The sequence below is a fragment of the Nocardia cerradoensis NBRC 101014 genome, assembly GCF_000308535.1.
GTDB lineage: Bacteria > Actinomycetota > Actinomycetes > Mycobacteriales > Mycobacteriaceae > Nocardia > Nocardia cerradoensis.
Genome location: NZ_BAFW01000153.1, coordinates 1 through 13,850 on the forward strand (window position 1 = coordinate 1; position 13,850 = coordinate 13,850).

Below are 13,850 nucleotides of genomic sequence, written 5' to 3' on the forward strand. Positions count from 1 at the left end.
GATGCCGTCGGTGGTGTAGGCGTCCAGCGAGGCGGCGTGGATCTCGAACGGCGTGGACGCGTCCCGCTCGGAACGCAATTCGTTCAGGCGGGCGAGCATGCGGTCGAGATCCTCGGGATCGCCACCGGCGTGCATCCAGCCGTCGCACAGGCGCACGGCGCGTCGCAGCGCGGCATCGCTGTGCCCGCCGACCAGGATCGGAAGCGGTTCGGTGGCGCCCGGGGTGATCTTGATCTTCGGGATGTCGTAGAACTCGCCGTGGTATTCGAAGTACTCGCCGCGGGAGAGGCCGCGGACGATTTCGATGCATTCGTCCATGCGCTTGCCGCGCCGTTCGAACGGCACGCCCATGATCTGGAAGTCCTCGGGCCACGGGCTGATGCCGACGCCCAGGGAGAAACGGTTGCCGCTGAGGTAGGCGAGGGAGGCGGCCTGTTTGGCCACCAGCACCGGCGGGCGGATCGGCAGTTTCACCACGAAGGGCGTGAACCGCAGCGTCGTGGTCACCGCGGCCAGCGCCGCGGAGAGGATGAACGCCTCGATGAACGGCTTACCGTCGAGGAATTCCCGGTTGCCGTCCGGGGTGTACGGGTAGGTCGAATCCGACTCCGCGGGATAGGCGACGCTGTCGGCGATGGTCATACTGTGGAATCCGGCCGCCTCCGCGGCCTGTGCCAGCGGTACGTAGTGCGCCGGATCGGTCATCGCCTCCGCGTAGGTGAAACGCATCGGTGGTCCTCTCGGGTGTTGCCGATATGAAACTAGAACAGATTCTAGTTGTGCTGGCGATCCTAGTGGGATAGGCAGTGCGTTGTCCCGAGTTCGACCACTGATCGGTCGAATGAACCTGTTCTAGGTTCGGCGCTCGACGCGGAATGGCCCGGACCGTAGGGTCCAGGCCATCCGGGGCATGATGCGGCTGCCGCGCCGCGGCGATCAGAGCTGGTCGTTCTCGTAATCGCTGATGAGCTCGTCGGAATGGGTCTGGCCGATGACCTCGGGCGTGGTCTCTCCCAGCGGGCCGGTGAGGTCGGTGTTGCCGGTGAGGCTCTGGTAGTTCTGCACCGTGCGGCCGCGATCGTCGTCGGCGTTGCGCTGACCGGCCGCACCGGGTGTGCCGCCGCCCATGAAACCCGAACCGGGCGTGCCCTGGCCGGGCGTACCGGGCATGCCCGGGCCGAACGGCATCCCGGGGGTTCCGGGGCGGGCGCCGGGCACCGCGGACCCGAGACCGGGCTTGGCCGCCGCGCCGCCACCGGACGCGGTGCCCCCGAGTCCGCCGGTGAGGCCGCTCAGCGCCCCACCGCCACTGCCGCTCATCGAACCGGGGTGCGCGCCGTTGCCACCGAAGGCGCTGGCATGCGTCGAAGCGCCGGACAGCCCGGAGCCGCTCAGGTCACCGAGACCGGCGGCCTGGGTGTCCGCGCCGCCGCCCGACAGCATGCTCTGGGCCTGCTCCACGATCGGCTGCCCGACGTTCTGCGCCACCGCCTGCGCGGCATCGGCCGCCTGCGGTGCGTACTGGCCGGCGAGCTGGTTGACCACGTTCGCCAATTGGCCTGTGTAGCCGCCCAATTCGCCTCGGGTGGCGTTCACGATCGCGACCGCCTGGCCGAGATGTTCGGTCGCCGCGGCGATCAGCGTGGCCTGACCCGGGGGAGTGAAGGCGACGGGAGCGAGCGCGCCGGCCTGGGTCGCGAAGGACTGGGCGACCTGAGTCAGCTGGACGTTGCCGCGCTGCACCACCGCCGCGGCCTCGTCGGTGAGTTTCGAGATGTCGAAGCCGCGCTGGCTGGCGTCCTCACCGTGGGCCTGCACCTGTTGACCCGCGGTCTGCGCGCTGCTGGCCGACTGGCCCTGCCAGACCTGCTCGACCGACTTCATCGCACCCATGCCGATCTGCATGGCGCTCTGGATGACCTGCGAGGACTGGCTGAGCAGATCGGCCGGATTGAGTGCCCCCATCACACCCGTGCCGAAACTCGACAGCAGGTCGAGGAACGGTTTGAACAGCACGTCGATCCCCGGCAGTGCGGGCAGCGCCATACCGCTCATCAGCGCGGCCACCGGATCGGCGGGCATGGGCGGCAGATTCGCCGGCACTGCCGCGGCGACCGGGGCGGCGGCCTGCTGGACCGCACCGGCGGCACCGTCGAGCGCGGCGGGCGCCTGATTCAATGCGGCCTGGGCGCCGTCGAGCACGTGCTGGGCGCCGGGTACTCCGCCGAGCGCACCGGCGGCCTGATGCAACACGTCGTGGCCCGCGCCGAGCAGCGGCGACGCGGCGTCGCCCAGCACTCCGGCGTGGCCGTCACCGGCATCGGGGGCGCCGGCACCCCCGCCGGGCAGGTGCGGAGCGCCGATGCCGTGAGAACCGTTGTCCTCGAATTCTTTTCGCGCGGTGGTGAAGGCCGGTGCCGAGGCGGGCGGCGTATCGGGCGGCAGCTGCGGCAGGGGGATATCGGTGATCGGGCCCTGCTGTGCGGCCGAGGCAAGGCCGGCGTCCGGGATGGAGGCCGGTGCGGCGGGCGCGATCGGTGAGGTGTCGGCCGCGGAGGCGGCCGGGGCGGCGATGACGCCGCTGTCGGTACCGGAACCGATGGTGTGCACCGATCAGCCTCCGATCGCGTTGCCGATGGCGCCCAGGGCGCCCGCGGCGGCTGCGTCGTTGTCGCCGAGGATCGCGACGGTGCCGAATGCGGACTGCCCCAAGTGATTACATTTGGCCGACAGATCGTTGACATCGCTGCAATGCAGTACCTGCGCCGCCGCGAACATCGCCAGATAGTCGGCGCCGATGAGCCCGAAAACGGGCGTCATCGCGGCGACGTGCGTCGCGGTATCCATATCGGCCGCGCCGGCGATTTCGGTCCCGATGCTCTGATGTGTCGCCCCGAACGCGCTGATCGCGCTCTGGTCGGCGGTGAGATCGCTCATCGAACTTGCCCCCCAATCATCGTGGTCAACTCAGTCGTCAACGTCGAACAAGCCTCGGCGACCGGGCGTCGACCGGAGGCTGGGCTGGGCTCAATATAACCGACCCGGCCGACGCGATTCGAGTCCGACAAACTAGAACTTGTTGCAAATTAGAACGGGTTCTATATTCTCGTCGCATGAAGGTCGCAGTCACCGGCGCAGCCGGCTTCCTTGGCACGAATCTGCTTCACCAGCTGGTGGAGCGCGGTCACGAGGTGACCGCCATCGATCGGGTTCGGCCCTCCGGCGCAACGGATCCGAGTGTGACCTGGGTGAGCGGCGACGTGCTGGACCCGGCATCGATGCGGTCGGCCCTGGCTGGTGCGGAGGTGGTCTACCACCTGGTCGCCGTGATCACCCTCGCGCATCGCAACGACCTGGCCTGGCGGGTGAATACCGAAGGCGTGCGCGTGGTGGCCGAAGCCGCGCTGGCGGTCGGCGCCCGGCGCATGGTGCACGCCAGTTCGATCCACGCCTTCAACCAGTACAGCTGCGGCGGCCGCATCGACGAGAACGCGCCGCGCTCCGTCGATCCGGCGTTGCCCGTCTACGACCGCTCCAAATTCCAGGGCGAGGTCGAATTGCGTGCGGTCGTCGACCGAGGTCTGGACGCCGTGATCTGCAATCCGACCGGCGTGTACGGCCCGGTCGACCACTCCGACTCCCGGATCAACACGACGCTGTGGGATGCCGCGCGCGGACGGGTGCCGGTTATGATCGGCGGCGGATTCGATCTGGTCGACGTGCGCGACGTCGCCACCGGGCTGATTCTCGCGGGCGAGCGCGGGCGCACCGGCGAGAACTATCTGCTTTCCGGGGCGATGGTGACGATGCTCGAGGTCACCCAGCTCGCCGCCCAGATCAACGGGAAGCGGGGCCCGCGCTTCGCCATCCCGGCCAAGGTGATCTCGGGGGCGCTGCCGGTGCTGGAACCGATCGGGAAGATGCTGGGCAGCGACCGGGTGTCGCGGGCGGCGATGGGCGCGCTGCTGTCGGCCCCCGAGATCGACGGGACCAAGGCGCGCACCGAACTCGGCTACCTGCCCCGGCCTACCGAGGAAACGGTGCGTGACCTGGTGGCCTTCTACAAGGGCGAGGCGGTGCGCACGGTCGCGAGCAGTATGGCCTGACGGCCGCTCCGGGACGGCGCCGCGGCAGGGACGGGGTGCGTGCGCGGCGCGGTCCTTGACATCTTATCGAACGGGTGTTCGACTGAACGGGTGCGATGGCAGAACCAGAACCCGGCAGCCGATGACGGCGCGCTCCCAGGGCTGGAGCGTGCCGGATTCGTCCGCAGCGTGCAGACGCCGGACTTCGAGGGCGTCACCTTTCACGAGGTGCTGTGCAAGAGTGCGCTGAACAGGGTGCCGCAGCGTTCGGCGGTGCCGTTCGAATGGACGATCAATCCGATGCGCGGCTGTTCGCATGCCTGCCGATACTGCTTCGCCCGCCCCACCCACGAATATCTGGACTTGGACGCCGGGCGTGATTTCGACACCCAGATCGTGGTGAAGACGAACGTGGCCGCGGTGCTGCGCCAGGAATTGCGCCGGCGCTCGTGGCAGCGCGACCCGGTCGCGCTGGGCACCAATACCGATCCCTACCAGCGGGCCGAGGGGCGTTACCGCCTGATGCCGGGGATCATCGCGGCCCTCACCGACGCGGAGACGCCGTTTTCCATCCTCACCAAGGGCACGCTGCTGCGGCGGGACCTGCCGCTGCTGGTCGAATCGGCCCGCGTGGTCCCGGTGAGCCTGGCGGTGTCGATCGCGACGGTCGACGAGGAACTGCACCGCGCGGTCGAGCCGGGTACGCCCGGCCCCCGGGCGCGGCTGGAACTGGTGCGGACGCTGGCCGAGGCCGGATTCGACGTGAACGTGATGGTGGCTCCCGTCATCCCGTATCTCACCGACGACGTCGACCATCTGGACCGGTTGCTCGGCGCCATCGCGGCGTCCGGCGGGGCGCGGGCCACCGTGCTGCCGATGCATCTGCGCGGAAGTACAAGGGGATGGTTCCTGCAATGGCTGGCCGAAGATCACCCGGCGCTGCTGCGGCGATACCGGCAGCTGTACGGTCGTGGGGCGTACGTCACACCGGAGTACTCTGCGTGGTTACGGCAGCGAGTGGATCCGCTGCTGGCCCGGTACCGGCTCGATCGGCACCGGGATCTACCGGCGCGGGGCCGGGCCGCGGGCCCCTCCGAGCCGGACGGTGACGTGCAGGCAATACGGTCCGACCCGCAGTTGGCGTTGTTCGGTTGATCGCTCCGCCGGATACCGGCGGACCCACCGGCCCCTGGGGGCCCGGCCGCTCGCGGCCGAAATTCGTTGTACCGCATGCTCGCCGGGTTGTTCGTTCCACGGATTCTCCGGCGAGCCGCGGAGTAACTTGGCGTGTGGTACCTCATCCCTACGAGGAAGTGATGCAGGCGCATGGTGTCGAATCAGGGCGTTGACCGCCCCACCGGCAGCGAAAAATTGGAGAAGGTCGTCATCCGCTTCGCCGGTGATTCCGGCGACGGTATGCAGCTGACCGGAGACCGATTCACCCACGAGGCGGCCGCCTTCGGCAACGACCTCGCCACCCAGCCGAACTTTCCGGCCGAGATCCGCGCACCCCAGGGCACACTCCCCGGGGTGTCGTCGTTCCAGATCCAGATCGCCGACTACGACATCCTCACCGCGGGCGATCAGCCCGACGTGCTGGTGGCCATGAATCCGGCCGCGCTCAAGGCGAACATCGACGATCTCGCACGAGGGGCGACGGTCATCGTCAACACCGACGAATTCACCAAACGCACCCTCGCGAAGGTCGGCTACGAACGAGATCCGCTGACCGACGACAGTCTCGGTGACTTCGTGGTGCACCGGGTGCCGATGACGTCGCTGACACTGACCGCCACCGAACCGACCGGGATCGGCAAGAAGGACGGCCAGCGCGCGAAGAACATGTTCGCCCTCGGGCTGCTGTCGTGGATGTACGGCCGCCCGCTCGGCGGTACCGAGGCCTTCATGCGCGAAAAGTTCGCCGCCACACCGGAAATCGGCGAGGCGAATGTGCTGGCGTTCCGGGCCGGCTGGAACTACGGCGAAACGACCGAAACCTTCGCCACCACTTACGAAGTCGCGCCCGCCACGCTGCCGCGCGGCACCTACCGGCAGATCACCGGTAATACCGCCCTCGCCTACGGCGTGATCGCGGCCGGGCAACTGTCCGGGCTGCCGGTGTTCCTCGGCACCTATCCGATCACGCCGGCCTCCGACATCCTGCACGAACTGAGCAAGCACAAGAACTTCGGCGTCACCACCTTCCAGGCCGAGGACGAGATCGCGGGAATCGGTGCGGCACTGGGTGCTTCGATCGGCGGCGCGCTCGGCGTGACCAGTACGTCGGGTCCCGGGCTGGCGCTCAAGAGCGAGACCATCGGCTTGGCGGTGATGACGGAACTGCCGCTGGTGATCATCGACGTCCAGCGCGGCGGGCCCTCGACCGGCCTGCCCACCAAGACCGAACAGGCCGATCTGCTCCAGGCGCTGTACGGGCGCAACGGTGAATCGCCCGTCGCCGTGGTGGCGCCGCGTTCGCCGGCGGACTGTTTCGCGGCCGCGGTGGACGCCGCGCGCATCGCGCTCACCTACCGCACCCCGGTACTGCTGCTGTCCGACGGTGCCATCGCCAACGGCTCCGAGCCGTGGTCGATTCCCCGGGTCGGCGACCTCGAGCCGATCGACCCGGCATTCGAACCGCCGGCCGAAGCGGACGCCGCGGACGGGCACCCATTTCAGCCCTACGCGCGCGACCCGGAAACCCTGGCCAGGCCGCTGGCCAGGCCCGGAACCGCCGGCCTCGCGCACCGGATCGGCGGACTGGAGAAGGCCGACGGCAGTGGCAACATCTCCTACGATCCGGCCAACCACGAACTGATGGTCCGCCTGCGCCAGGCAAAGATCGACGGCATCGCGGTGCCCGACCTCGAGGTCGACGACCCCGACGGCACCGCCGAATTGCTGCTGATCGGCTGGGGCAGTTCCTACGGCCCGATCGGTGAGGCGTGCCGCCGGGCGCGCCGCCGCGGCGTACCGGTCGCGCAGGCGCATCTGCGCCACCTCAACCCGCTGCCCGCCAACACCGGCGAGGTGTTGCGCCGCTATCGCCGGGTGGTCGCGCCGGAGATGAACGGCGGCCAGCTGGCGTTGCTGCTGCGCGGCACATATCTGGTCGACGTACAGCCGTGGACGAAGGTGGCCGGAACCGCCTTCTCCGCCCAGGAGCTGGTCGGCGTGATCGACGCGGCACTGGACGGATCCATCGGCGAGCTGGAACAGAACAAGGCCTTCGATGCCCGGGCCCGGGCGACCTATCGCACGACAGGGGGACACCGATGACCATCGTCGACACCTCGCTCATCGGCGCCGATCTCGGCCTGACCGGGGTCTCCGGAGTACCCGGCGCGGACGGCCCGCAGAAGGTCAAGGACTTCACCTCCGATCAGGAGGTGCGCTGGTGCCCGGGATGCGGTGACTACGTCATCCTCGCGACCGTGCGCGGTTTTCTCGCCGAACTGGGCTTGCGGCGGGAAAACCTGATGTTCGTCTCCGGCATCGGATGTTCCAGCCGATTCCCGTACTACCTGGACGCCTACGGCGTCCACTCCATCCACGGCCGTGCCCCGGCGATTGCCACCGGACTCGCGGTGACGAGGCCGGATCTGTCGGTCTGGGTCGTCACCGGCGACGGCGATGCCCTCTCGATCGGCGGCAATCACCTGATCCACGCGCTGCGCCGCAACGTGAACATGACGATTCTGCTGTTCAACAACCGGATCTACGGCCTGACCAAGGGCCAGTACTCACCGACCTCCGAACCGGGCAAGGTGACCAAGTCGACGCCTCTCGGCTCGATCGACCACCCGTTCAACACGCTGTCGGTGGCGCTGGGAGCCGAGGCGAGTTTCGCCGCGCGCGCCCTCGACTCCGACCGCGCCGGCCTCACCGAGGTGCTGCGCGCCGCGGCCGAGCACCGTGGCACCTCGTTCGTGGAGATCCTGCAGGACTGCCCGATCTTCAACGACGGCTCCTTCGACGCACTGCGCCGCGACAACGCCGAATCCCACCTGATCCGCTTGCGGCACGGGGAACCGATCCGCTTCGGCGCGGACGGCGAATTCGCGGTGGTGCGCAACGGTTTCGGGCTCGAGGTGGTCGCGTCGTCGGAGGTCGCCGAGAGTGAGATCGTGGTGCACGACGCCCATTGCGAACGGTCCGAATACGCCTACGCGCTCTCGCGGTTGACCTCCCAGGATCTGACCCACGTCCCGATCGGCATCTTCCGCGACGTCACCCGTCCCACTTACGACGACGGTGTCCGGGCGCAAACCGCGGTGGCGGTCGAACGCGCACCGGTCGGATCGCAGTCGCTGCAAAATCTGCTCAACGGCCGCGAGACCTGGACCGTCGGCTGATCCGTGGGTCTCCGCGACCCGCAACGATTGCGCCCCTGAGCTTTTCGGCGCCCCGAGCGCGAGGACACGATCGGGGCGCCGAGGGCGAAATCAGCGGTCGGCGACGAACGCGTCGACCAACTTCTTGCACAGGTCCGCGAAGCGGGTGCGGTCTGCCTTCTGGGCGTCGGTGAGTCCGTCGGTGCCGCCGGGGGAGTACACCACCAGGTGCACGTCCTGATCCGGTGTGGCGCCCAGGAAATCGAGCAGGGTGGACCCGCCGCTGCCGTCCTTGGGCATGCCCAGATCCGCGGCGGCCAGCTTCTTCGCCTCCTCGGCGGCGGCATGGACCGCGTCGAGGGAGACGTGTCCGTTGCGTTGCCGCGGCGCCTTGTCGGCCGGCCGATCCGGATCGGCGGCGTCGGGACTGTTCACCGCATGCCCGTCCGAATAGACGAGCAGCGTCGGCGCCGGCGTCACCCCGGCGTGCTCCCCGCCCGGAATCGTGGTCAGCGCCACCGACAGTGCGGCCGCGGGTTCGTCGGCCACGGCCGTCATCGCGCCGCCGGCCACCGTCAGCGTCGCGGCGCACAGCGCCACCGCCGCCCGCACACCCGGCATCGTTCGTCTCGCCTCGCCGATAACCCGCATGTCGATCACTCCTGCCCTCCACCCGTCCCGGTCTCGCCGATCATTGTGCCCGCACTGCTGCCGAGATCCGCCCGATCCGCCCGTTCGAACGTCCCGGCCGGCCGCGCTCAGCGCAGCGCCGGCGGATTGTTCAGATCCGGTGCCGAGAAGGTGTCACACGCCGCGACCTGGCCGTTGCGGTATCCGGTCAGGAACCACTTCTGCCGCTCGTTCGACGAACCGTGCGTCCACCCTTCCGGATTCACCCGGCCGGTGGCGGCCTTCTGGATCCGGTCGTCGCCGACCGCCGCCGCGGCGGAGAGCGCGTCTTGAATGTCGCTGTCGGACAACGGCTTCAGCAGCGGCTGAGAACCGCCGGGGGCCGGTGTCTTGTCCGCGTAGCTCGCCCACAGACCCGCATAACAGTCGGCCTGCAGTTCGAGGCGAACCGATCCGGAATCAGGGCCCTTGGGATCGCGCTGCGCGCGCCCGCTGTCGCCCAGCAGGTTCTGGATGTGATGGCCGAATTCGTGCGCCACCACGTACTCCTCGGCCAGCGGACCACCCGCCGCCCCGAACTTGTCCCGCAGCTCCTGGAAGAACCCGGTATCGAAATAGGCCTTGCGGTCCGCCGGACAATAGAAGGGGCCGACCGCGCTGGTCGCGTTGCCGCATCGGGTGGCGACCGACCCGGTGAACAGCGTCACGCCGGGTTTCGTGTACTGCACCCGGGTCTGACGCGGCAGGACCCCGCCCCAGACGCCGTCGAGACTCTGCGCGGTCAGCACCACCCGGCATTGTGCGTACCGGTTCGCGTCACCGTTGGTCTTGCAGACGGAGGTGTCGACGCCACCGGTCTGCGTTCCCGAGGTTCCGCTGCCGAGCAGATTGCCTGGATTCACACCGAACAGCACCGCGAGAATCAGCACGATCAAGCCGCCGCCACCGCCCAAGGCGAGCTTGGGGCCCATGCCGCCGCCGGTGGAGACCCGGTCCGGATCGATATCCATACCTTCGTTGAAGGTCATCGTTGCTGCTCCTGTGGATCGAGTGGGCTGCTCGGCGCTCGGTCAGCCGAAACAACCTCTACAGCTTGGCATGAGCGTCGGCGGCTCGGGAGACGAGTGGCGTCGTGTCCGCCGACTGACGCGGGGAGTCGGATATCGGTTTCCGTCCGGCCGACGCGCCTCACTACCATGGGGGCGCACCAGGTCATCCCGCGCCCGGTGCACCGTGTCGTCGAAAGGATTCCCGTGCTGCGCACCCACTTGGCTGGTTCGCTGCGAAGCGAGCACGCCGGTCTGACCGTCACCCTCACCGGCTGGGTGGCCCGGCGGCGAGACCACGGTGGCGTGATCTTCATCGATCTGCGCGATGCGTCGGGGGTCGCGCAGGTGGTCTTCCGCGAGGGCGTGCCGGCCGAACAGGCCCACAAGCTGCGGGCGGAGTACTGCGTACAGGTCACCGGTGTGGTCGAGGGACGTCCGGACGGCAGCGAGAACCCGAACCTGCCCACCGGTGCGATCGAGGTGAACGTCACCGAACTCGTGGTGCTCAACGAGGCCGCGCCGCTGCCGTTCCAGCTCGACGAGCAGCCCGGCGAAGAGGCGCGCCTGAAGTACCGCTACCTCGATCTGCGCCGCGAGGGCCCCGCGCACGCCATCCGGCTGCGGTCGAAGGTCAACGCCGCGGCCCGCGAGGTGCTGGCCCAGCACGCGTTCATCGAGGTCGAGACCCCGACGATGACGCGGTCCACCCCCGAGGGCGCGCGTGACTTCCTGGTGCCCGCCCGCCTGCAGCCCGGTAAGTTCTACGCCCTGCCGCAGAGCCCGCAGCTGTTCAAGCAGTTGCTGATGGTCTCGGGGGTGGAGCGGTACTACCAGATCGCCCGCTGCTACCGCGACGAGGATTTCCGCGCCGACCGCCAGCCCGAGTTCACCCAGCTCGACCTGGAGATGAGCTTCGTGACGCAGGAGGATGTGATCCTGCTGGCCGAGGACATCCTGGTCGCGCTGTGGAAGCTGGTCGGCCACGAGATCCCCACGCCGATTCCGCACATGACCTACGCGGAGGCGATGCGCCGCTACGGCAGCGACAAGCCCGATCTGCGCTTCGGCATCGAGATCACCGAATGCGCCGAGTACTTCAAGGACACGTCCTTCCGGGTCTTCCAGGCGCCCTATGTCGGGGCGGTCGTGATGCCGGGCGGGGCGAGCCAGCCGCGGCGCCAGCTCGACGCCTGGCAGGAATGGGCCAAGCAGCGCGGGGCCAAGGGCCTGGCCTACATCCTGGTCGGTGAGGACGGCACGCTGGGCGGCCCGGTCGCCAAGAACCTGTCCGACGCCGAACGCGAGGGCCTGGCCAAGCACGTCGGCGCGGCGCCGGGCGACTGCATCTTCTTCGGCGCCGGAGAGGCGAAGTCGAGCCGGGCGCTGCTGGGCGCGGCGCGTGGCGAGATCGCGCGCAAATGCGGCCTGATCGACGAGGACGCCTGGGCGTTCGTGTGGATCGTGGACGCGCCGATGTTCGAGTCCGCCGCCGACGCCACCGCGAGCGGCGATGTGGCACTCGGACATTCGGCCTGGACCGCGGTGCACCACGCGTTCACCTCGCCGAAGCCGGAGTCCATCGACACCTTCGACACCGATCCGGGCTCGGCGCTGGCCTACGCCTACGACATCGTCTGCAACGGCAACGAGATCGGCGGCGGCAGTATCCGCATCCATCGCCGCGACGTGCAGGAGCGGGTGTTCAAGGTCATGGGCATCAGCCACGACGAGGCGCAGGAGAAGTTCGGATTCCTGTTGGACGCCTTCGCCTTCGGCGCGCCGCCGCACGGTGGAATCGCCTTCGGCTGGGACCGCATCACCGCACTGCTGGCCGGGGTGGATTCGATTCGCGAGGTCATCGCGTTCCCGAAGTCCGGTGGCGGCGTGGACCCGCTGACCGAGGCGCCGGCGCCCATCACCGCGCAGCAGCGCAAGGAAGCCGGCCTCGACGTGGTGCTCGACGAGCACGGCAAGCCGAAGGCCTGATCCGAAACCGGATGTGCCGAAGCGGTTGTGGGCAGCCGCGGCCGCGCACCGGTTAGTCTGCAGATCGTCCGGCGCCACCCGGTGCCGGACGATCGTGCCGACGACAGGGGACTGGGTTTGCTGCATCTGCGGGCGGTCTGCCCACCGGAGTCGACCGACGCCGCGGTGACCGCGCTGCGGGCCGAACCCGGCGCCACGCTCATCACCGTGCAGCGCGGCGCGTCGGTCGAGCCGCCCGGTGATCTCGTCCAGGCCGATATCGCCCGCGAATCGGCCAACGATGTGCTGGCCGGTCTGCGTGGGCTCGGCATCGGCGACTACGGGGGCATCATGCTCTCGCCGGTGGAAACGGTGCTGTCGGCGCCGGCCGACCGGGCGGTCGAGGCGGCGCCGGGCGATCCGTCGGATGCGATCGTCTGGGAGGAGCTGCTCGCCCAGACCCATGAGGAATCGACGCTCAATCCCACCTTCCTGGCCTTCATCACGATCGCGTGCCTGCTGGCCGTCGTCGGTGTGGCCACCGATTCGCCGGTGACGGTTGTCGGCGCCATGGTGGTCGGACCCGAGTTCGGGCCGCTCGCCGCCGTCGCGGTCGCGGTGGTGCGCAGGGACTTCCGCCTCGCCCGCCGCTCGATCCTGGCTCTGCTGATCGGCTTTCCGGTGGCGATGGGGATCGCGACGCTGGCGTCGCTGGTGTGGGAACAGTTCGGCTGGATCACCGTCGACCGCATCCACGCCATCCGCAATGTGGACTTCATCTACGAGGTGGGCCCGTTTTCGCTGGTGGTGGCGCTGCTGGCGGGTGCGGCCGGGATGATGTCGCTGGTGACCGCGAAATCGGCGGCCCTGGTCGGCGTGTTCATCTCGGTGACGACGATTCCGGCGGCCGGCTTCGCCGCGGTCGCCGCCACCGTCGGCGAATGGCACAAGGCATTCGAGTCGATCGGCCAGCTGGGGCTGAACATGGTCGGCATCGTCGTGGCGGGCATCATCGTGCTGCGACTGCGTCCCCATCACGGGCACGCGCTCGGCCCGCCACGGCCGAAGCGACTGAACATCCTGTCGCGCTGGTGGTTCGGCGGCGAATGAGATCGTTCAGGCGATCAGGCCGCCGGTGAGCATCCGGTAGGAGTAGGTGACCGCGATGATGGTGAGCGGTCCCACCACCAGCAGACCGATACCGCACAGCGCGGTGGCGACGATCGTCAGCGCGGCCACGGTCAGGGCCAGCAGCAGTGTCGGTACGAAGTTCGAGACCACCAGCTGCACACTGGATTTGATCGCGCTGAACGGATCGAGATCCTGGTCGATGACGTAGTGCAACGAGAACATGCACAGATAGCCCACGACGAGTGCCGGCACGATGCACAACACCGCGCCGACGCAGGCCGCCACGAAGACGAGCAGGGCGGTGATCAGCACGTTGCCGGCGTTGACGAAGCCGAAGAACGACGCGAAATCCGGTGGCGTGCCGTCGGTTTCGTACAGCGCGCCGCGAATCATTGCCGCCTGCAGCAGCCAGACCACGACCGCGGCGAGCAAGCCGATCAGCACCACCGGCATCAGCGAGTTCATATGGGTGACGTTCACCACCACCGTCACCATCAGATAGGCGACGAATCCGACGAGCGTGATCGCGATCCACGGAATCGGGTTGGCGCGGAAGCGATCCCACGCGAAGCCGAGCGCCCGGCCGATATTGAGCCCCGGCGCCCCGGCGTATCCCGGCGGTGCGCCGTACCCGGGCGCGCCCTGCGGCGGCATGC

Annotated in this window: 12 protein-coding genes; 6 read left to right on the top strand and 6 right to left on the bottom strand. The window is 68.8% G+C overall.

What is annotated here, in order from left to right; translation table 11 throughout:
* From ON23_RS16385 to ON23_RS16395, 3 genes are all read right to left on the bottom strand, one after another.
* Window positions 1-729 (bottom strand): TIGR03619 family F420-dependent LLM class oxidoreductase (locus tag ON23_RS16385; RefSeq protein WP_039779216.1); only part of this gene is annotated, 729 nt, incomplete at its 3' end.
* Window positions 730-936: 207 nt separating this feature from the next.
* The gene (locus ON23_RS16390) at window positions 937-2,610 is read right to left on the bottom strand and encodes a hypothetical protein (protein WP_051042767.1); all 1,674 of its coding nucleotides are present in this window, start codon (window positions 2,608-2,610) and stop codon (window positions 937-939) included.
* Window positions 2,611-2,613: 3 nt separating this feature from the next.
* Window positions 2,614-2,937 (bottom strand): type VII secretion target, encoded by a 324-nt coding sequence (locus tag ON23_RS16395; protein WP_036502785.1) that lies wholly within the window; start codon window positions 2,935-2,937, stop codon window positions 2,614-2,616.
* A gap of 176 nt (window positions 2,938-3,113) precedes the next feature.
* Here ON23_RS16395 and ON23_RS16400 point away from each other — a divergent pair, with 176 nt between their 5' ends.
* The 4 genes from ON23_RS16400 to ON23_RS16415 all read left to right on the top strand — a co-directional run bounded on the left by ON23_RS16400 (window position 3,114) and on the right by ON23_RS16415 (window position 8,440).
* Window positions 3,114-4,106, top strand: a complete 993-nt coding sequence (locus ON23_RS16400) for an NAD-dependent epimerase/dehydratase family protein (RefSeq protein WP_039779218.1) — start codon at window positions 3,114-3,116, stop codon at window positions 4,104-4,106.
* Window positions 4,107-4,196: 90 nt separating this feature from the next.
* Window positions 4,197-5,240, top strand: coding sequence for an Rv2578c family radical SAM protein (locus ON23_RS16405; protein ID WP_039779219.1), 1,044 nt, complete (start codon window positions 4,197-4,199; stop codon window positions 5,238-5,240).
* 171 nt (window positions 5,241-5,411) lie between these two features.
* The gene (locus ON23_RS16410; protein WP_039779220.1) at window positions 5,412-7,364 is read left to right on the top strand and encodes a 2-oxoacid:acceptor oxidoreductase subunit alpha; all 1,953 of its coding nucleotides are present in this window, start codon (window positions 5,412-5,414) and stop codon (window positions 7,362-7,364) included.
* Window positions 7,361-8,440 (top strand): 2-oxoacid:ferredoxin oxidoreductase subunit beta, encoded by a 1,080-nt coding sequence (locus ON23_RS16415; protein WP_039779221.1) that lies wholly within the window; start codon window positions 7,361-7,363, stop codon window positions 8,438-8,440. The genes ON23_RS16410 and ON23_RS16415 overlap by 4 nt, the downstream gene beginning before the upstream one ends.
* A 90-nt stretch (window positions 8,441-8,530) precedes the next feature.
* Here the strand turns inward: ON23_RS16415 and ON23_RS16420 are convergent, their stop codons facing one another.
* Window positions 8,531-9,070 carry a hypothetical protein gene (locus ON23_RS16420; RefSeq protein WP_157170232.1) on the bottom strand — a complete coding sequence of 180 codons (540 nt, stop codon included), beginning with the start codon at window positions 9,068-9,070 and terminating at the stop codon, window positions 8,531-8,533.
* Between the two features lie 107 nt (window positions 9,071-9,177).
* The gene (gene ypfJ, locus ON23_RS16425) at window positions 9,178-10,077 is read right to left on the bottom strand and encodes a KPN_02809 family neutral zinc metallopeptidase (protein WP_039779223.1); all 900 of its coding nucleotides are present in this window, start codon (window positions 10,075-10,077) and stop codon (window positions 9,178-9,180) included.
* A gap of 225 nt (window positions 10,078-10,302) precedes the next feature.
* Here ypfJ and aspS point away from each other — a divergent pair, with 225 nt between their 5' ends.
* Together aspS and ON23_RS16435 are read left to right on the top strand one after the other, a co-directional pair.
* On the top strand, window positions 10,303-12,084 hold the full coding sequence (gene aspS / locus ON23_RS16430) for an aspartate--tRNA ligase (RefSeq protein WP_039779227.1): 1,782 nt from the start codon (window positions 10,303-10,305) through the stop codon (window positions 12,082-12,084).
* A gap of 117 nt (window positions 12,085-12,201) precedes the next feature.
* Window positions 12,202-13,173, top strand: coding sequence for a DUF389 domain-containing protein (locus ON23_RS16435; protein WP_039779228.1), 972 nt, complete (start codon window positions 12,202-12,204; stop codon window positions 13,171-13,173).
* A gap of 6 nt (window positions 13,174-13,179) precedes the next feature.
* Here ON23_RS16435 and ON23_RS16440 read toward each other — a convergent pair.
* Window positions 13,180-13,850, bottom strand: a 671-nt coding sequence (locus ON23_RS16440; RefSeq protein WP_039779224.1) for a DUF2189 domain-containing protein, incomplete at its 5' end; no start/stop codon positions are given.